The sequence below is a fragment of the Oceanobacillus rekensis genome, from assembly GCF_002153375.1.
In the GTDB taxonomy this organism is placed as follows: Bacteria; Bacillota; Bacilli; order Bacillales; family Amphibacillaceae; genus Oceanobacillus; species Oceanobacillus rekensis.
The window spans coordinates 557,796-576,855 of sequence record NZ_MTBQ01000003.1; the positions used below are offsets into that span (position 1 = coordinate 557,796).

Sequence of the window (19,060 nt, forward strand, 5' to 3'; positions counted from 1 at the left end):
CAATCACCAGTAAAAATCCAAAATAGCATAATGCCTCCGCATAATATGTGGTGGCATTTTTAGACTGGAGGTTTCTATGAGAAAGATTGCGATTATTGGTAGTGGAGGATCTGGAAATTCAACATTAGCAATGAAACTTGGCACCATGTTTCATCTTCCGGTCCATCATTTGGATGCACTATACTGGATCTCCCAAAGAGCTAAGGAAATATATAACAGAATTGGAGACAATTCAATAGAAAATAGACAAAACAGCTGCACCTACTATTCAATAGGTGCAGCTGTTTTAACGGCGGTTTTTCTATTAGGCTATTTTCGCATCTTTTCGGTGGGACGACTGACGCAGTCCCAAATATTCTCTGCGGGACGAGTAACCGCAGCCCCAATGTTTACCAAAAGAGCTTCTATTTTATCGTGAAAACGAATCATTTATCCGTCGGTGTTTTATTTTTACGGCTAGTTGATTTGTTTTATCGGTTATTGATATTCTGCAACAAATTTATTATCCTTATCCTTGATATATTCTTGCAGCGATAACGATTCTGTTTCATTAATATCACTATTATACCAATCCATTACAGCCTCAAGTGTCTCTAAACTTGTGAAATACGGTACCTGATATCGAACAGATAATTCACGTATATAAAAACCGATTTTCTCTCTTTCCCTACCTTGGTTTGGAATGTTGAGAACAATATGTGGTGTTTCTTGTTGCCAATGTTCCAGTAAGTCACCTTTATTTTTCAACATAGCAGTTGTCTGAATTCCATGTTGCTGCAAATACGCAGCAGTCCCTGCAGTAGCGGTAATGATTGCACCTGACTCTGAAAAAGAACGGATTAGTTTTATACTTTCACTTTTTAACCGATCAGAAATCGACACAAACACTTGTATTGGTTTTGCTGAGCTTGTCGTATTAATATTTAGGGGTGATGCTTTCTTCATCGCTTCTTGTTTATTAAAAGCCATTCCAATAATCTCACCGGTGGATTTCATTTCAGGCCCGAGAACATGATCCACACCTTTTAGTTTGCTTGCTGAGAATATGGGTGCTTTCACCGTGTAATATGCTGGTTCTTCCACTAACCCATCTTCATTGCTTAGTGCATGTAATGGTGTACCTAACTGTGTTTTCACCGCCCATTCAATCATTGGGATACCAGTTACTTTACTCATAATTGGTACGGTTCTAGAAGAACGTGGGTTGACCTCTAGCACATAAATGATATTTTCGTGGATAACGAATTGAATGTTCATTATTCCGATGATCGGCAAATTACTGCTGATTTTATGTGCAATTTGGACAATGCTATTTTTCTGCTCTTCTTCCAAAGTAATTGGTGGGAAGATACTCATGCTATCTCCGGAATGAACGCCAGCTTTTTCAATATGTTCGAAAATACCAGGAACGATAATTTGTTTCCCATCGCTGATTACATCAATCTCACACTCTAATCCAGGAAGATATTGGTCAATTAAGAGTGGCCAGCAACGGTCATTGGTATCTTTTTGGATTCTGTTAACATAATGATTCAGTTCCATTTCGTTATAGCAAATAAACATGGACTGACCACCAATAACGTAGGACGGACGGATTAATACCGGAAATCCAAGTTCATTAACCAATGTTGGCAATTCCTCAGATTGATGTACAATATATCCAGTGATATGAGGAATATGCAATTGATTTAAAAACTCATAAAATTGCTCACGGTCCTCCATTTGGTCAATATGTTCCGGAGTTGTACCGAGAACACGGATACCTTCATCCTTTAAGTCACTTGCGAGATTAATCGCCGTTTGACCACCGAATTGGATCAGAACACCTGCAACATTTTCTTTCTCGATTACTGCCAAAACATCTTCCAATGCCAAAGGTTCAAAGTATAGACGATCCGCTACAGAGTAATCCGTACTGACTGTTTCAGGATTATTATTAATAATGACTGCTTCATAGCCACTTTTTTTGAGTGCTAAAGCAGCATGGACAGAACAATAATCAAACTCAACTCCTTGACCAATCCGAATTGGGCCTGAGCCAAGAACAAGAATCTTTTTCGGGTTCATATTCGTAACTACTTTATCTTCCCCATGCCATGTGGAATAATAATAGGAATTTACCGCGTCAAATTCTCCAGCACATGTATCAACTAATTTATAGGATGGGATGATTGCATTTTCTTTATATGATCCTCTTAGTTTTTTAGCTGTTGTACCAAGCAATTCAGAAATCCTGACATCACTAATATTTAATTGTTTTGCTTCCTTCAGTTTTTCTGACGGTACATGTGGCCATGCGTATTTCTCTAATTCCTTTTCACATTGAATAATTTGATCGATTTTATCTAAAAACCAGTAATCAATACTTGTAATACCGATTATTTTTTTTATTTCTATGTTTCGGCTTAATGCTTCCCCAATTGCAAATATACGTAAATCATTGGGGATATCCAAAAGCTCCAGAAGTTCAGCATCTGACTTTTCAGCCATTCCAGGCCAATGTAAGCTGAAAACATTCAGCTCCAACGATCGGATTGCCTTATTCAATGCCCCGACAAATGTTTTGTCAATTGCCATAACTTCTCCAGTTGCCTTCATTTGTGTGCCTAGTGTCCGGTCAGCCTCCGTAAATTTATCGAATGGAAAACGCGGGAATTTAACGACAACATAATCCAAAACTGGTTCAGATGATGCGTATGTACTTCCAGTAATTGGATTTAAAATTTCATCAAGTGTATAACCAATCGCACACTTGGCAGCAACCCGGGCAATCGGATATCCTGTCGCCTTGGAAGCAAGTGCGGAGGATCTGCTCACCCTTGGATTTACTTCGATAATACAATACTCATTGGATTCGGGATTTAAAGCAAATTGAATATTACATCCACCAACGATATCCAGTGAACGTATGACCTTCAATGAAGAGGTGCGTAGCATTTGATACTGCATATCAGACAATGTCTGGGATGGCGCAACAACAATGGAATCACCTGTATGCACACCGACCGGATCCATGTTTTCCATATCACAAACGATGACACATCGATCATTCACATCACGTACGACCTCAAATTCAATTTCCTTCCATCCTTTAATGCTGCGCTCAACAAGTACTTGATCTATTGGGCTCAACATCAGTCCCTTATTCAACAAATTCTTAAAATCTTCCATGTCATATGCAAATCCACCACCTTCACCACCTAAGGTATAGGCAGGGCGTAAAATAACAGGAAAACCAATTTCCTTAATAAACTCCAACCCTTCTTCCATGGACTGGACAATCTCGGATTCTGAGATTGGCTCATTAATATCGAGCATTAACTGACGGAATAATTCTCGGTCTTCTCCTTTTTTTATTGAGGGAACGCTGGTCCCCAGAAGTTTGACATGGTATTTATCTAAAATACCTTTTTCAAAGAGTTCCACCGTTAAATTCAAGCCTGTTTGTCCTCCAAGGCTTCCAATTAATCCGTCTGGCTGTTCTTTGGCAATGATCTTTTCCAATGTCTCGATGTTGAGGGGCTCCATATATACACGGTCTGCAACACGGTCATCCGTCATAATGGTTGCAGGATTATTATTGACTAATACTACTTCAATATTTTCTTCTTTTAATGCAAGGCATGCCTGTGTTCCAGCATAGTCAAACTCTGCTGCCTGCCCAATAACGATTGGTCCCGAACCGATAACTAATACTTTTTTAATAGATTTAAGCTTTGGCATATAGTTGTGCCCCCTCCTCAGATGTAGTGACCACTTGGTGAATAAACGCTTTGAAAATAATTATGGGGTGCCCTTTACTCATGACTTAACACTCTCCGCTTCTGTCAAAATCTCTTTGAATGTTTGGATAAAGAGTTCAAGTTCCTTTAATGTCGTTGTAAGTGGTGGTAAGATTCGCAATACATTCACACCAGCGGATAAAACAAGTACGCCTTTTTCACGAAAAGCTTGAATAAATGGAGCTGCTTCTACCGTTAGCTCGATTCCAATAAGGAAACCTGTTCCACGTACATCCTTCAAAATTGCATATTCTTGCATCAACGCATCGAGTTGCCCCTTTAACCATTTACTATTGGTTTCCACTTGGCTAGTAATTTCTTCGTTTAACATCGTTTCGATAGTGGCAATTCCTGCAGTCGTTGAAAGTGGATTCCCACCAAATGTACTGCCATGTGTTCCAGGCTGAAATGTGGTTGCAGCATGTTCTTTAGCAAGCATGGCACCTATCGGAAATCCTGATCCAAGCCCTTTCGCGAGTGTCATCACATCCGGCTCTATTCCATATTGCTCATAAGCAAATAATGAACCTGTTCTGCCCATACCCGTTTGCACCTCATCCACCATCAGTAAAATATCAGCTTCCTTACAAATAGCAGCTAGTTTCTCAATCCAAGCGTGCTCAGCCTGATTCACGCCGCCTTCACCTTGAATCATTTCGAGTAGTACTGCTGTTGTTGTCCCATTATCAACTTGTTCCAATGCTTTTTGATCGTTATAGGTTAAATAACGGAAGCCTGATGTCAATGGGCTGAACCCTTGTTGGATTTTTTCTTGCCCTGTTGCCGCCATTGTTGAACCGGTACGTCCGTGAAATGATTGGTGAAACGTTACTATCTCGGTACGTTCCGGGTTCCCTTTATCTTTTGCATATTTTTTTGCCAATTTAATTGCTGCTTCATTTGCCTCTGCACCACTATTGCAGAAGAACACTTGATCATAGCAACTGTTCTCCGTTAATAATGTTGCCAGTTTAGCTTGTGAAGGTATTTCGTACAGATTGGAGCAATGCCAAAGCTGATCAAGCTGATTGCTTAGCTTTTGATGAACCTGATCCGGTACATGCCCTAAATTACAGGTTGCGATTCCAGATGTATAATCCAGGAATTTCTCCTCTTTTTCATTCCATACATAGCTTCCCTTTCCTTTTTCAATTGTTAGTGGAAAACGCTGATACGTATGCATGATAGGATTTATTGGTTGATTAATATCTGTATTAGACATGCTGTACCCCCTCGTTATGAATTACTTTTGTTCCTGCCTGCTTCCCTTCGATAAACTTTTTCAAATCCTCTGGGTTCAGACCGTTTAAGATAACCGATTCCTTTACGCCACCGGACAAGCCTTTTAATGCAGAGCGAACCTTTGGAATCATGCCCCCATAAATAATGCCGGATGCTATTTTTTCCTCGATTTCTTCTTTTGTCAGTTGGTCATGGACGGTTTTCTTGCCGGCAATTTCTTCCATCACTCCTGGTATATCACTGATTAATGCCAGTTTTCCTTCTAAAGCCTGTGCAACTGCAGCAGCAGCCATATCCCCATTAATATTATATCGAGTGCCAGACTTATCCACACCAATTGGTGATATCACCGGAATGCTGCCATATTGTATGACCGTATCCAGCAAAGAAGTATTTACTTTATCCACCTGTCCGACAAACCCAAGTGTTCCTTTTGGATCCAAAGGAATTGTTTGAAGGAGCGAACCATCGATACCACTTAGCCCAATAGCTGTTCCGCCCGCTTTTTGCAATTTACCAACAATTGTTTTACTGATTGATCCACACATCACCATCTGCGCAACATCCAATACTTCCTCTGTCGTTACACGCAAGCCATCGATAAATTCAGTTTCAACATTGAATTGCTTTAATGCTTCATTTATTTCAGGACCGCCACCATGCACAATTACCGGTTGGCATAGGTTTTGCTCTCTTAGGCTTACGACCATCTTATAAAAAGAATCAGGAAGCTTTGCCAACACACTGCCACCGACCTTTAACACCATTATTTCCATTTCTTCACCTCAAGTTCGATAGGAAGCATTTATTTTGATGTAATCATAGGTCAAATCACAGCCCCACGCAGTTGCTTCACAGCTTCCATTGTTTAAATCGATCAGTAGTTTTACCGTTTTACTTTCCAAATAATCCGTACCTTCTTCTTCATCAAAATCTACTGGCAGACCATCTTTTACAACCTCAATATCACCAAGAGATACACCAATTTTTTCTGGGTCAAGTGGTTGTTCACTATAGCCAACAGCACAGACAATTCTTCCCCAGTTTGGGTCAGACCCATATACTGCTGTTTTTACTAGATTGGAAGAAATGACTGCTTTTGCCACATGGCCTGCAGATTCCTCTGTTGGAGCACCTTTCACATTTACTTCAATCAGCTTTGTTGCTCCCTCGCCATCACGGGCGATCATTTTTGCCAGTTCCTCACTTATCAATTGCAATGCTTGAACAAACGTCGCCCACTCTGGATGTGACTCATTCAGTAGATTATTATTTTGCTGTCCATTTGCAAGGACTAACACCATATCATTTGTACTGCAATCTCCATCAACTGTAATCATGTTAAATGATTTATTTGTAACTTCACGTAAAGCTTGCTGTAAACTATCTGGATCTACTGCAGCATCTGTTGTAATAAATGATAGCATTGTTGCCATGTTCGGATGAATCATCCCTGAACCTTTAGCAGCACCACCGATTGTTATCGTTTTATTATCTATTTCCAATTGGATTGCAGTATGTTTCGTAACTGTATCTGTTGTTAAGATTGCATGCTCAAAGTCTTCGGTAGATGTTTCGCTTCCCATTAAGTCAATACCATTTTTTATTTTATCCATTGGTAAAGTTACCCCGATCAATCCTGTTGATGCCACAGCTACATGATCAACACAAACATCCATTTTCTCTGCGGCCCATTGCTGCATCGTTAATGCATCACTATACCCTTGTTTACCTGTACAGGAATTGGCATTTGCTGAATTTACGATTATTGTCTGTATATGCTTATCTTGTTCAATACTATTTTTCGTTACTTTTAATGGTGCAGCCTGGAAAGTATTTAATGTATATACTCCTGCAGCGGCAGCAGGATTTTCGGAATGGATCCAGCCGAAATCTAGTTTCTTTTTTCTTAGTCCGCAATGTACCCCGCCAGCAGTAAACCCTTTGGGACTTGTTACATGTCCGTCCTTTAAAACCTGTATTGTACTATCTGTCATTAATGCCATTTCATTTCCCCCTATGGATAAACCGGTGTCGTATGTAATCCGTGCGTTTCTTCCCAGCCATTCATTAAATTCACATTTTGAATTGCCTGGCCTGCAGCCCCTTTAACGAGGTTATCGATGGCAGATGCAATAATAATTTGATTGCTTCTTTCGTCCACATGGATTCCAATATCACAAAAATTACTCGCATAGACTTCTTTTGTAGCAGGAAACATACCTTCTTCTCGAATTCTTACAAATGGGTGATTCTCGTAATAGGATTGATATTGCTGTATAACTTCCGCTGTAGAAGTTTCCTTCGCCAATTGTCCATACATCGTACAAATCAATCCTCTTGTCATCGGCACAAGATGTGTCGAAAATGCTACTGTAATCGGCGCCTTTGCTTGGGCCGTTAAATATTGTTCGATTTCAGGAATATGCTGATGCTTGCCGATCTTATATGGTTTAATATTTTCATTCGTCTCTGAATAGTGGGTCATTGCTGTTGGTGTTCTTCCAGCACCAGATACGCCGGTTTTCCCATCAATAACAATTCCCGCTTCTTTAATAATCTTGTGTTCGATAGCCGGAATCAAACCTAGCAATGCGGATGTAGGAAAACATCCCGGATTGGAAATAATTTTCGCCTGCTTAATTTGTTCGGGATAAATTTCTGACAGTCCGTAAACTGCCTCATCGAGTAATTCCTGTGGTGCTGCTTTCTTGCCATACCATGATTCATATTCAGATGGTGATTCTAGACGAAGGTCACCAGAAAGGTCGATACACTGAATAGATGCGTCAACCAACTTTGGAATAATTTCCTTTGCTACTCCAGCAGGTGTTGCAAAAAATAAAATATCCACTTCATCTTTTAAACTCTCAATCTGTAATTCTTGCATTGGATCTACTATGAAATCCGTTAGATGTGGATAGATTGCTGCAATTTGCTCGCCATGCTGTGAATGAGAGTATATCTTTTTCAATTGCATATGCTCATGACTTTGCAGAAGTCTGATTAGCTCAATTGCCCCGTATCCAGTTCCACCAACGATTCCTACATTTTTCAATCGATTCCGCCCCTTTGTTAATTTCTAATTATTCATTATTATAGCGATGTATGATTATTAATGCAAGTATATTTATAAAAAAATATTAATATTTATACATTTAAATCAACGATAAATTCAATTTTATTCAAAATAACGCATAAAAAATGCATAAAAAAGGAATCCTCTAATTTAGAGGATCCATCTATTTATGGTATATATTTATTCAGAAATGCTGTTAGATGTTTTATATACTTATCGGTATTTTTCACAAAAGATTCGCCATGGTTTGCCCCATCAAATAGAACGAGTTCTGCATCACTTTTCGTATTTTGATACAATTCCTCTGCCATTGAAGTTGGTACAAAGGTATCGCCTTCACCATGAATATACAAAATTGGTATTTCCGCTTTACTTACTTGTTCAAGTGCAGACGCTTCTTGCAGCGTATAGCCAGCTCTTATATTTGTTACTAGACTGGTAGTTGGTATAATTGGGAATTCTGGCAGATGGAAAATGCGGTCAAGCTGATAGGAGAATAATTCCTGTACTCCAGTATAGGGGCTATCTGCAACAATTGCTTTTACATTCGGTGGCAGTTCTTCACCACTTGCCATTAGAACGGTTGCTGCACCCATCGAAACGCCATGCATGACAATTTCTGTGTCGGGGCCAAGTTCTTCCAATAGTTTGTTTACCCAACCCATATAATCCAAGCGGTCATGCCAGCCAAATCCAATATAATCCCCTTCACTCTCACCGTGTCCACGAAGATCGGCAGTGAACATATTGTAGCCCAGTTCTTCATAATAATATTGACCAAACAATGACATATCACTTGCCCGACCAAGATAGCCGTGGGCAAATACGACTGTCTTATTCGTTGGTTCTTCTGCTTCTAGGAAATAACCTTTCAAGTCCAACCCATCATGTGACTCCATTTCCATCATTTTAAAATCCTGTTGGTGAGACCAATCACGCCAATCACCAGCAAGCAGGACATCCATTGTTTCAGCGGAAACCTCCAAGTCAGCATTACCAGTCAGAAAGTCTTTTACATTCCGCTCGATTGCCAAGTTATAAAAGAAAAAACCAGCAATAATATCTATAATCAACAGAACTGCAATCAGTCCCATGACAATTTTCTTCCATACTTTATTTTTCATACGAATGCCCCTTCCGAAGTAAATACATGATTCAATTATACTAGAAAATATTACTGAATAGGCATCCAGGTTTTGGAATTCAATGACAAAAGGCTGCCCTGTTTGACAACCCTTTCCTAGCTGTGATCACTATCTATACATAGAATAGTTAATAAATTCTATAGTATAATATAAGGAACTAATTCGTTTATGAGGAGGATACATTTTTGAGTCAAATCTATTTTATTACCGGTTATCCTGGTTTTCTAGCAAGTAGTTTGATCCACCAGCTTATATATGACAGGCGCCAGCAAATTTCCCGTATCTATTTGCTCGTCTTACCTGAAAAAGAAAGAATCGCAACAGAGGAAATAGGATACTTTGCTAGAACCAATGATTTAGATCCCGATATTTTCTCTATTGTTACTGGCGATATTACTAAATCAACGTTGGCGATTGATACAGCTATCAATCGAGAATTGCAGGAATCCATTACACATGTGTTTCACCTAGCAGCGATATATGATTTAGCCGTACCAGAAGCACTTGCATACAACGTAAATGTAAATGGAACCGAGAATGTAAATAACTGGGTAAAAACATTAGGCAGCTTAGACCGCTATATTTACTTCAGTACGGCTTATGTATCTGGAACTCGCGAGGGACGAATAGTTGAATATGAACTTGCAAAAGGACAAACGTTTAAAAACTATTATGAACAAACGAAATTTGAAGCGGAAGTACTTGTTGAAGCGATGAAAAAATTGGTGCCAACAACAATCATTCGCCCAGGGATTGTCAAAGGGCATTCAAAGACAGGATTTACAGCTAAATTTGATGGAATATATTTTATGTTGAATATGTTTAACCATTTACGAAATCTTCCAGTCATACCTTATTTAGGCGTCGGTAATGCAGAAGGGAATTTTGTACCATCTGATTATATATTACAGGCTACAAGCTATTTAGCATTTAATGAAATCGGCAAGGGGAAAACGTACCACTTAACAGATCCGAATCCATACACAATGCGAGAATTATATAAAATGATTGCTAAAAGCTACCTCGGAAAAACCCCCAAGGGTACAATCCCTTTGGCGTGTTCGAAAGTTCCTTTGTCACTATCGCCAATTCGGAAATGGCTTCAAGTGGAAAAAGAAGCAATGGATTATTTCACTTTTAACGCATCCTATGACAGTAGCCAGACAGTCAAGGATCTGAAAGGTTCTGGTATCGTTTGTCCAGACTTTAAAGATACCATTGAACCTATGATTGATTTTTATCGTAAATATAAACATGATGGGAACAAGCACATAGAAATTAGATGATAGATAAGCATTGTTTTGCTTACAATAATTTATTCGTCTAGACTTCTTGTCTCACATATCCCGCCAATTAAAAAATACCTGTCTTACTGCTATTTAGCTGTATGGACAGGTATTTTTTCTTATAATACTTAGGAATCTAGTCACCTTGCACTTGCTCCGACATATTTGCGAATCATAATCGTTTTCATACAACAATCCATTAATCATTGCTTTATATTCAAAAGTTAAAGTTTATATGATCCAGTTATACAGTTCTTATTTTAGTAAACTAAAAAAGCTTCCATTGGGTGAATAACCTAAACGTTTTTATTCTGTTCCCCCACTTAATTTACAAAGAATGTATACGAATAATGCTAAATGGCAAAAATCAAAATAACTTGATAAATTGCTATCCTAATAATTAAGAGTAATGCCGAATAGTTATACACGTAGTAGTATCTGGATAGGAAGATCATTGCAGAAAGAGGAGTGTCTGATGTAAATGAAAGACAAGACAGGGATATTCATTGAAGAACTGGAGTATATGCTTACCGAAAACACATTCACGGAACCAACAGACGTTGAAATTCGCCGTTTTATTCAGGCAATTAATAGCGATGAAATTAATATAATGGACTATCGTAAAAAGATTTCGGCAGAGGAATACGGTGAAGACATGGTGTGGGCCATAAGTAAGGCTTATAAAAAACTGTCTTGAAGAATAACTCAACCATTATAAGAATTGGTATATGTGTTGAGGTACCTTATAGTTAAACGACACGCCAGAGGATAAGTTGATTTAAGGAGTGCCTCAATATTATCGGAAAGTGGTTGTAAAAATAGTAGAAAAGATAAATGCAAAAAAATAGCGAGTGAAATGGTTTAGTCAGAAAATCATCTTCGCCATTTTCAGATCATCTTCTACCATCACAATTCCCAAAAAGAACCTTCCATCTAAAATAGATGGAAGGTTCTGTGGGACATGTGGTCAGGAAATGCGTCCCATATTAAGAATAACAGCCGGGAAAATAAACCTGCCCCTCTGTCCCGTTTCATGCATGCTCTAAAACAAGTTCTTTCTCGTTTCCTTTGTCTATTAAGTCAAGTGATTCTTCGATAGATGCTTCAATTTCTTTATAAAGATTTGGGTTTTCAGAAAGTGCTATACCGTATGATGGAATCATTTCTTTAATTTTCGGTTCCCATTCTTTCAATTGTTCTGGGAAGCATCTTTCCATTATCTCAAGCATAACATGAACAGCAGTAGATGCCCCTGGAGACGCACCTAATAGGGCTGCAACAGATCCATCTTCTGCACTTACCACTTCTGTACCAAATTGAAGTGTTCCTTTTCCGCCTTCTTCTGTATCTTTAATTACCTGTACACGTTGGCCGGCTACGACAATATCCCAATCCTCTTTTTTCGCATTTGGAATAAATTCGCGTAATTCTTCCATACGTTTTTCATCCGATAACACAACTTGCTGTACGAGATATTTTGTAAGTGGCAACTCTTTGACACCTGCTGAAAGCATTGTAAAGAGGTTATCTGATTTGACAGAAGTTACCAAATCAAGCAATGAACCGGTTTTTAAAAACTTCGGTGAGAAGCCTGCAAACGGTCCAAATAATAACGATTTTTTCCCATCGATAAATCTTGTGTCCAGATGTGGTACAGACATTGGTGGCGCACCAATTTTTGCTTTTCCGTATATTTTCGCATGTTGCTGCTCAATTACTTCTGGATTATTACATACCATAAATAATCCACTTACAGGGAATCCACCAATATGTTTTGATTCAGGTATGCCGGTTTTTTGGAGCAAATGCAGACTTCCGCCTCCACCACCGATAAAGACGAATTTTGCCGTATGGTATTCGATTTTCCCGTTCTCCAAATCATGTACTTTTACTTCCCATAATCCTTCGCTATTTCGCTTAATATCTTCCACACTATGCTTATAGTTCACATCAACGTTCGCACGCTGTAAGTGTTCAAACAAAATGCGTGTTAAAGCACCGAAGTTCACATCTGTACCAGAATCAATTTTAGTCGCAGCGATTGGCTCCTTGGGTGTACGCCCATTCATAATTAGTGGCATCCATTCTTGCAGCTTTTCTTTATCATCCGTTAATTCCATCCCCTGGAAAAGTGGATTATTAGATAGCGCTTCAAAACGTTTCTTCAAGAACTCTACATTATTCTCCCCTTGCACTAAACTCATATGTGGTAAGGCTCTAATAAAGTCTTGCGGATTACGAATTAGATTACTGTTTACAAGATAAGACCAAAACTGTCTGGAAAGCTGGAACTGCTCATTAATTTTTACAGCTTTATTAATATCAATCGATCCGTCTGGTTTTTCCGTTGTATAATTGAGCTCGCACAAAGCAGAATGACCCGTACCAGCATTATTCCATTCATTGGAGCTTTCTTCTCCTGCTTTTGCGAGTTTCTCAAACACTCTAATTTCCCATTCTGGTGCTAACTCTTTTAGTAGTGATCCCAACGTGGCACTCATAATTCCAGCGCCAATTAAGATAACGTCAGTTTGCGTATGTTTGTTACTCATTTTATCCTTCCTTATCTCCTATATTTGTTAGAAAACTAGGGTTTAACCAAGCTTTTAAGTAACGTCCATAGTCGTACTTATACAGTTAAGAAATTATTAAACTTTTTAACATCAAAAAAATATAAAACGCTTACTTAAAATTTTAGGTAAACTTAAGTACAAAGGTAATTTCCTATCTCTTAATTATATACCTATTCTGTATATTTTTAAATGTTTATCGATTAAAAGCTAGTTTTTTGCTCTATAAGCCAATAATAGGCGTATAAAGAAGAGATGCGTTAAAGGGAAATTGTTTTTTTAAGAGTAGAGTAACAGCCGGCATAAATTCCTTGCCCTCTGCTTCTCATAAATACTTCAGGATTTTACCCCATTCCTCTACTTTGCCTGCAAATGTTTTCGTATACCGTCCTGGAATTGGGCTTGTAGATGGCATTTTCACCACTTCAACCTGTATAATGCTTTCAGCTGAAAAGTTCTTCATAAAAGTTTGGTACGACTTTGTTCCATTACATGCTATTAATTTTATTGTTTTGTACTCATTTAGTAAACCTATAATATCATTCGGTTGTTCATCTTTTATATTTGCATCGAGACTTCCTTCCCTGTAACACGAACCAATGGTATCCCAAAGCGCAATTCCCTTTCTTTTAATGAAGCTAATTTTCTCTTCATATTCCTCGTTCGGTTGTTCCTTGAATAACTCGAACAAAATTGGCCAAAAGTGATTGCGCGGATTACCATAATATTCACTTTTTGCGAGCGACATTCCACCTGGCATGGAACCAAGAATAAGCACTTTCGGTTTTTCAGGCAAAACGGGTGGGAATGAAATTAATTTCTCATCCATAATAATTCCTCCAATACCATTGATTATTGGACATGAGGGCAGGCTCACACCCACTTCCCCAAAATAACACAGAAGACTATTTCTGAATAGAATATTATAAATTCTAATTGGAGCTGGTAATACAATGGATCTTCCAACTTTATTGGCAGGACCGATGATACGGCGTGCAGATCGTGATAATGTGTACATTTGGCTCGCTACAAGCGAAAATTTCCATATTGAAGCAGAGTTAACTAAGATTCATGTCGAAGGGGAATCCTATCGTTATCATAAAATAGACACGAATTCCAAATCAGAAACAGTACGTGCAAGTGAATTCCTTTATATTCATCTGATAAAGGTTTCACCAGAAAGGGATAGGCTACCATATGACACACTTATTGGTTATAATATTACATTTAGAAAGGACAAACAACAACTTAATCTAAGCAGTTTTCATTTACTAGATAGTGATAACCCACAATCAATCGTCTACGGAAATCTCAAGTACCCAACATTTTACCTGCCACAAAACTACCCATCTTCCATTCTATACGGCTCATGCAGAAAACCTCATGGCAAAGGAAAGGATACCCTCTCCATTGCAGATAAAACGATTCATAAAAATCATATAAACTTACAGGAAAGACCAAGTACTTTATTTTTAATGGGGGACCAAATTTATGCGGATGATGTTGCAGATCCTTTTTTCAATGCTCTATCATCGATTACAAAACGTTTAAATGGAAACCGAACAGAGAAGCTAGGTAAAATCGATGATAGACTAGCAAATCACTTCCATCAATCCCAATTGGAAAAAATTCATGGCAGGCAATATATCATGGATCACTTTTGCAATTTCACCTCTGGAAATGCGTATAACCATCTTATCCAGTTTAGTGAATATGCTGCAATGTACGTACTCGTTTTTGGTCCTGCCCTATGGGAGAATAATGATTTACCAAGCTTCGTAGAAATTCTTGAAGCTAATAAACTGTTTTTCCATTCTACTGGCAACAATCAACAGAAACAAGAAAAGGAACTGGAAAAGCATCGCTTAAAGTATAATGAGCAACTGGAGGATTTACTAACCTTTATTGAATCATTATCACAAGTAAGAAGAGTATTGGCGAATACACCAACATACATGATTTTTGATGATCATGATATTACCGATGATTGGAATCTATCTCTTGCTTGGAAGGAGAACGTCTCGAAGTCTGCTTTAGGAAAACACGTCATTGCAAACGGCTTAACGGCCTACTGGCTCTTTCAAGGCTGGGGAAATAATCCGCCTGCATTTAACTCCGATTTCACCAACCATGTATCTCGCTACCTAAATGCAACATCACCTTCCAAAACCATCTATGATAATTGGGTATATCAATTACTGAATTTCCGATCATGGCATTTTATTGCTCCTACAAATCCAACAAGTCTTTTCCTGGATACACGTACAATGAGAGATTATGAAACCAATCCAAGAACTACAATTGGAAAGATAATCGGAACAGAACATAACCTTGCACAGTTAATTGGAACAGATGGATGGCGAATCATTTCAAATAGTCTTTATCAATCTGACTGGAAAAAAGGTGAAGCCTTGATAATTATTTCACCCACACCATTATACGGGATACGTTTTATCGAAGACTTTCTGTACGGCTATATCTATCCATTACGTTTCCTAAATCGTGATGTTCTTTATAACTTGGACTTTGAAGCTTGGAGATACAATGGAAAAGGCCTTAGTAATTTCTTACAGCAAATTGCTGAGTGGAACCCAAGAGAATGTATGATTTTATCTGGGGATGTTCATTATGCAAATGCAATTAAATCACGGATAGAATTTAAAAACCAAAACAACATGACCATTCGTCAATACACAAGCAGCCCGATCAACAATATGAGTTTTCCAAGCATAACCGGTTCTTTGATGAAGTCATCAATATGGATTTCCTTCATGTTAAATGGCAAATATGAGGAGATGCGGTACTGTGATGAAAATAATAATCTATTAGAACAAAAAGATTTGAAAAATCTCAAGTGGAAAGAGGAAATTCATTATTTAAAACCACAGCAAGGAACGTTAATCGAGACTGATAACAACCTTGGCCATTTAATGGTAACTAATGAATATGCCGAAAATAGACTACTAAGATATGATGGAGAAAATAAGTATGAACGTGATTATTTTAATAAGGCCAAGTGAGGAAATCGTCTGGTTTTCCTCACTTAGCCTTTATTCTTTGTATCTTCATCTTTCATGTGCTCCAACTTGCTATTGCGAATCAATGCAGTAACAATTAGTCCAAGAAAGAGTAATGTTAGCAGAATAAATACTATTCCCCTAGCAGCTTCGTTTTCGTTAAAGCTGTTATAACCTTGAATTGACATATTAATTGCACTCATTAAAAGTGCAATTATAATAAGTGGTAGAATTTTTACCTTTTCTATTTTATTCACTCCTAAATTCTATGCAGACTTGTACTATTCATTAGTTAATTAGAAATATCTACATTTTCATCCATGATATATCCAAGTTTAACATAGTTTATTAGTTTATTAGCTTCCGCCTCCACCCTTTTCCTGCCGTATGAATTATGGAGCCAATTTTCTCTAGTAGTAGTTTTATCATCTACCACACATAAAGAAAATGATATCCATGGGGGCATGAATGTTTTCAATGATAAGTACATCCTTCGCATATGTATACTTGCCGTTACAACAATCAATCTGTTTATGTTATGCAACCCCAATTCTCGATCAAGCACAAGTAACGATGCTAGGACATTTTCTTTCGTATGCAGGGAAACCTTTTCAACTAAAATATCTTCATCAGGGATTCCCATTTCAATTGCTTTACTCCGAAGCAATTCCGCTTCTGATACAACATTTCCATCCCAAACAACTCCACCGGAAAATAATATTTTCTTTGCTCTTCCATTTTTATATAATTCAACTGCTTTAGGCAGGCGGTATAATACAGCCTGACTGCTTCCTGGAACAAAAATACAATCGCCCTTCTGGTGATCGTCCACCAAATTGTTATAGAGCAACTCTGTCATTTGCACATCCGTCAGTTTCCCAGTCTGTAATTGTGAGATTTTCATAGGTCACCTGCCTGCTTTCATTATATCTCTCTTCAGACTTATTATCTTTTCGACTAACATATCCCTATATGGTACTAATTTCTTTAAATAATGCCAGCCGTTAAAGAACATAAAGCCCCATATGATAAAATAAATATGTGCGAAAACGATAAAAACAGACCAAAGATTTCTCATTTGGAATTGTGCCATCACATATTCATATTCATTTATCCCAACTGGTCGGCCAATACTATAAAGAAAGCCAACAAGTGGAGTAAGAAGTGACAAAATTATCGTAATCGCTGCTAATGGACTGTATATTCGACGGACCCAATTGATAATGCCACTGACTAATGTTAGAAAAATAATAATATAATATATAATCCAGAACCAAGTTGGTAAAGTCTCCATTCTACTCACCCCCAAACTTTCCTTCTCAACTTAATTAATTCGGCAAAAAAGTAAAACATCCTGCTTGGACAATGATTTTCAAAAAAAAGAAGCGGGACATGCGGACAGGTTTATCGTCCCAGTTCTATCTTTTTCCTTTATAGTAGGACTAGGAACGTGTACCACTTCCAAGGTTAATAAGTACATTATAACCGAAACAGAATACAGCAATTACTGTCACTGCACCACCAATGGTTGCAAGCGGGAAAAACACATCGCTAACTCCGTATATTGCCAATGCGATGGAGATCATCATGACCGGTAAACCAATATTATGCAGCCAGAAGTGAACCTTCGCTGTTGCGGTATCTGCAAGGTGTGGAAATAAGATATAAATGATTCCTGCAAGAGAAAGCGATACCCAGCCAAGTAAATTAATATGAACATGGACTGTCGATAGTGTATATACATGGAAGGGAGGACATGTACAATCCGATTGCTATTCCAATTAAGAAATAAACAACTGCAATTTTAATGAACTTTTCTCCCATTTCTTCTCCTCCTTCTAATGTACTTGCTTTACATTTATATGAAGTTCGGCTTGTCCATTATGTTTATTATAATAAATATAATTTTCAATCAAATTGGTTTCTGTTATGATACTACTAAATTTATTTCTTTAACCCAGAGGTGATGTTATGAAAGCAATTCTTATTGGTATTTTAGCTGCTTTATTTTTTTCCGTAACGTTTGTATTAAATCGATCAATGGAATTGGAAGGTGGAAGCTGGGCTTGGAGTGCGTCACTAAGATACATATTTATGTTGCCCATTTTATTTATTATTGTTGGCTATAAGCGAAATATAATGCCAGTAGTGGAACATATGAAGAACAGTCCTGCCCCTTGGTTCATATGGAGTACGGTTGGATTTGGATTATTTTATGCCCCACTTACGTTTGCAACCATTTATGGACCAGGCTGGCTCGGAGCCGCAACATTTCAGTTTACCATCGTTGCTGGTTCATTACTTGTTCCATTTTTAAATAAAAAAACGAAACAGCGTATCCCAATCCAAGGTATATTCATCTCACTCGTAATTCTAATTGGTGTGTTCATCATGCAAATCGACCATGCCTCATCTGTTCCAATTGTAAGTGTAGTATTATGTGTAGTGCCCATTATTATCGCTTCATTTGCCTATCCACTTGGCAACCGTAAAATGATGATGTTTGTAAATGGAAATTTAAATTCATTCCAACGTATTCTCGGTATGACTATTGCTTCGATGCCATTTTGGTTCATGCTATCCATTTATGGATTCGCAACACATGGGTTACCTACTCAGAGTCAAGTAATCCAGACCTTTATCGTAGCAGTCTCATCCGGAATTATTGCGACTGTTTTATTTTTCTATGCTACAGAAATGGTTCAAAACGACAATCAGAAATTAGCTAGTGTAGAGGCGACACAATCGAGCGAAGTTGTTTTCGCCTTGATTGGTGAAATTTTAATATTAGGTGCTCCATTGCCAAGCGCCGTTTCTTTTATCGGGATGGGACTCCTCATTTTTGGTATGATTTTACATAGCGTTGTTTCTGCATTAGCAAATCGGAAGGAAATAGCATTCTTTCAAAACGTTACACAAAAAAAGGGATAGAGCTGAGT

Annotated in this window: 15 protein-coding genes and 2 pseudogenes; 5 read left to right on the top strand and 12 right to left on the bottom strand. The window is 38.0% G+C overall.

The window, feature by feature from the left end; all coding sequences use genetic code 11:
• Positions 1-76: 76 nt before the first annotated feature.
• Positions 77-187: pseudogene (locus tag BV906_RS10145) on the top strand (AAA family ATPase); the annotation flags it as partial.
• A gap of 290 nt (positions 188-477) precedes the next feature.
• Here the strand turns inward: BV906_RS10145 and carB are convergent.
• The 6 genes from carB to BV906_RS10175 all read right to left on the bottom strand — a co-directional run bounded on the left by carB (position 478) and on the right by BV906_RS10175 (position 9,227).
• A complete protein-coding gene (gene carB, locus BV906_RS10150; RefSeq protein ID WP_087973406.1) occupies positions 478-3,723 on the bottom strand; it encodes a carbamoyl-phosphate synthase (glutamine-hydrolyzing) large subunit in 3,246 nt (1,081 codons plus the stop codon).
• A 78-nt stretch (positions 3,724-3,801) separates the two neighbouring features.
• A complete protein-coding gene (locus tag BV906_RS10155) occupies positions 3,802-5,004 on the bottom strand; it encodes an acetylornithine transaminase (protein ID WP_087973407.1) in 1,203 nt (400 codons plus the stop codon).
• Positions 4,997-5,800, bottom strand: a complete 804-nt coding sequence (gene argB / locus BV906_RS10160; RefSeq protein WP_087973408.1) for an acetylglutamate kinase — start codon at positions 5,798-5,800, stop codon at positions 4,997-4,999. Before argB ends, BV906_RS10155 begins: the two co-directional genes overlap by 8 nt.
• Before the next feature lie 9 nt (positions 5,801-5,809).
• Positions 5,810-7,030 (bottom strand): bifunctional ornithine acetyltransferase/N-acetylglutamate synthase, encoded by a 1,221-nt coding sequence (gene argJ / locus BV906_RS10165; RefSeq protein ID WP_087973409.1) that lies wholly within the window; start codon positions 7,028-7,030, stop codon positions 5,810-5,812.
• 11 nt (positions 7,031-7,041) lie between these two features.
• Positions 7,042-8,082, bottom strand: coding sequence for an N-acetyl-gamma-glutamyl-phosphate reductase (gene argC / locus BV906_RS10170; protein ID WP_087973410.1), 1,041 nt, complete (start codon positions 8,080-8,082; stop codon positions 7,042-7,044).
• Positions 8,083-8,270: 188 nt separating this feature from the next.
• Complete coding sequence (locus tag BV906_RS10175) at positions 8,271-9,227, bottom strand: alpha/beta hydrolase (RefSeq protein ID WP_087973411.1); 957 nt, start codon at positions 9,225-9,227, stop codon at positions 8,271-8,273.
• A 206-nt stretch (positions 9,228-9,433) separates the two neighbouring features.
• Here BV906_RS10175 and BV906_RS10180 point away from each other — a divergent pair, with 206 nt between their 5' ends.
• Positions 9,434-10,534 (top strand): SDR family oxidoreductase, encoded by a 1,101-nt coding sequence (locus BV906_RS10180; RefSeq protein WP_087973412.1) that lies wholly within the window; start codon positions 9,434-9,436, stop codon positions 10,532-10,534.
• A 481-nt stretch (positions 10,535-11,015) separates the two neighbouring features.
• Positions 11,016-11,231 carry a hypothetical protein gene (locus BV906_RS10185; RefSeq protein WP_087973413.1) on the top strand — a complete coding sequence of 72 codons (216 nt, stop codon included), beginning with the start codon at positions 11,016-11,018 and terminating at the stop codon, positions 11,229-11,231.
• 334 nt (positions 11,232-11,565) lie between these two features.
• Here BV906_RS10185 and BV906_RS10190 read toward each other — a convergent pair whose 3' ends face one another.
• Both BV906_RS10190 and BV906_RS10195 read right to left on the bottom strand, forming a co-directional pair.
• Positions 11,566-13,086: a malate:quinone oxidoreductase gene (locus BV906_RS10190; RefSeq protein WP_087973414.1), complete on the bottom strand. Its 1,521-nt coding sequence runs from the start codon at positions 13,084-13,086 to the stop codon at positions 11,566-11,568.
• Between the two features lie 343 nt (positions 13,087-13,429).
• On the bottom strand, positions 13,430-13,933 hold the full coding sequence (locus BV906_RS10195) for a DNA-deoxyinosine glycosylase (RefSeq protein WP_087973415.1): 504 nt from the start codon (positions 13,931-13,933) through the stop codon (positions 13,430-13,432).
• Between the two features lie 124 nt (positions 13,934-14,057).
• On the opposite strand from BV906_RS10195, the gene BV906_RS10200 reads away from it, so the two are divergent.
• Positions 14,058-16,124, top strand: coding sequence for a metallophosphoesterase family protein (locus BV906_RS10200; RefSeq protein WP_087973416.1), 2,067 nt, complete (start codon positions 14,058-14,060; stop codon positions 16,122-16,124).
• A gap of 23 nt (positions 16,125-16,147) precedes the next feature.
• On the opposite strand, the gene BV906_RS19460 is transcribed toward BV906_RS10200, so the two are convergent.
• The 4 genes and pseudogenes from BV906_RS19460 to BV906_RS10220 all read right to left on the bottom strand — a co-directional run bounded on the left by BV906_RS19460 (position 16,148) and on the right by BV906_RS10220 (position 17,945).
• Entirely contained in the window at positions 16,148-16,324 is a 177-nt protein-coding gene (locus BV906_RS19460) for a hypothetical protein (protein WP_176330310.1), read from the bottom strand.
• Positions 16,325-16,413: 89 nt separating this feature from the next.
• Positions 16,414-17,025 carry a YdcF family protein gene (locus BV906_RS10210; protein ID WP_087973418.1) on the bottom strand — a complete coding sequence of 204 codons (612 nt, stop codon included), beginning with the start codon at positions 17,023-17,025 and terminating at the stop codon, positions 16,414-16,416.
• Between the two features lie 3 nt (positions 17,026-17,028).
• Positions 17,029-17,415 carry a hypothetical protein gene (locus BV906_RS10215; RefSeq protein WP_087973419.1) on the bottom strand — a complete coding sequence of 129 codons (387 nt, stop codon included), beginning with the start codon at positions 17,413-17,415 and terminating at the stop codon, positions 17,029-17,031.
• Positions 17,416-17,563: 148 nt separating this feature from the next.
• Positions 17,564-17,945, bottom strand: a pseudogene (locus BV906_RS10220) (cytochrome-c oxidase).
• Positions 17,946-18,092: 147 nt separating this feature from the next.
• On the opposite strand from BV906_RS10220, the gene BV906_RS10225 reads away from it, so the two are divergent.
• Positions 18,093-19,052: a DMT family transporter gene (locus tag BV906_RS10225; protein ID WP_087973420.1), complete on the top strand. Its 960-nt coding sequence runs from the start codon at positions 18,093-18,095 to the stop codon at positions 19,050-19,052.
• Positions 19,053-19,060 lie beyond the last annotated feature (8 nt).

What these genes read in the sequence shown, in the direction of transcription:
- carB (WP_087973406.1), bottom strand. Translation starts at nt 3,723, where the DNA reads ATGCCAAAGCTTAAATCTATTAAAAAAGTATTAGTTATCGGTTCGGGA.
- BV906_RS10155 (WP_087973407.1), bottom strand. Translation starts at nt 5,004, where the DNA reads ATGTCTAATACAGATATTAATCAACCAATAAATCCTATCATGCATACG.
- argB (WP_087973408.1), bottom strand. Translation starts at nt 5,800, where the DNA reads ATGGAAATAATGGTGTTAAAGGTCGGTGGCAGTGTGTTGGCAAAGCTT.
- argJ (WP_087973409.1), bottom strand. Translation starts at nt 7,030, where the DNA reads ATGGCATTAATGACAGATAGTACAATACAGGTTTTAAAGGACGGACAT.
- BV906_RS10175 (WP_087973411.1), bottom strand. Translation starts at nt 9,227, where the DNA reads ATGAAAAATAAAGTATGGAAGAAAATTGTCATGGGACTGATTGCAGTT.
- BV906_RS10185 (WP_087973413.1), top strand. Translation starts at nt 11,016, where the DNA reads ATGAAAGACAAGACAGGGATATTCATTGAAGAACTGGAGTATATGCTT.
- BV906_RS10190 (WP_087973414.1), bottom strand. Translation starts at nt 13,086, where the DNA reads ATGAGTAACAAACATACGCAAACTGACGTTATCTTAATTGGCGCTGGA.
- BV906_RS10195 (WP_087973415.1), bottom strand. Translation starts at nt 13,933, where the DNA reads ATGGATGAGAAATTAATTTCATTCCCACCCGTTTTGCCTGAAAAACCG.
- BV906_RS10200 (WP_087973416.1), top strand. Translation starts at nt 14,058, where the DNA reads ATGGATCTTCCAACTTTATTGGCAGGACCGATGATACGGCGTGCAGAT.
- BV906_RS19460 (WP_176330310.1), bottom strand. Translation starts at nt 16,324, where the DNA reads ATGAGTGCAATTAATATGTCAATTCAAGGTTATAACAGCTTTAACGAA.
- BV906_RS10210 (WP_087973418.1), bottom strand. Translation starts at nt 17,025, where the DNA reads ATGAAAATCTCACAATTACAGACTGGGAAACTGACGGATGTGCAAATG.
- BV906_RS10215 (WP_087973419.1), bottom strand. Translation starts at nt 17,415, where the DNA reads ATGGAGACTTTACCAACTTGGTTCTGGATTATATATTATATTATTATT.
- BV906_RS10225 (WP_087973420.1), top strand. Translation starts at nt 18,093, where the DNA reads ATGAAAGCAATTCTTATTGGTATTTTAGCTGCTTTATTTTTTTCCGTA.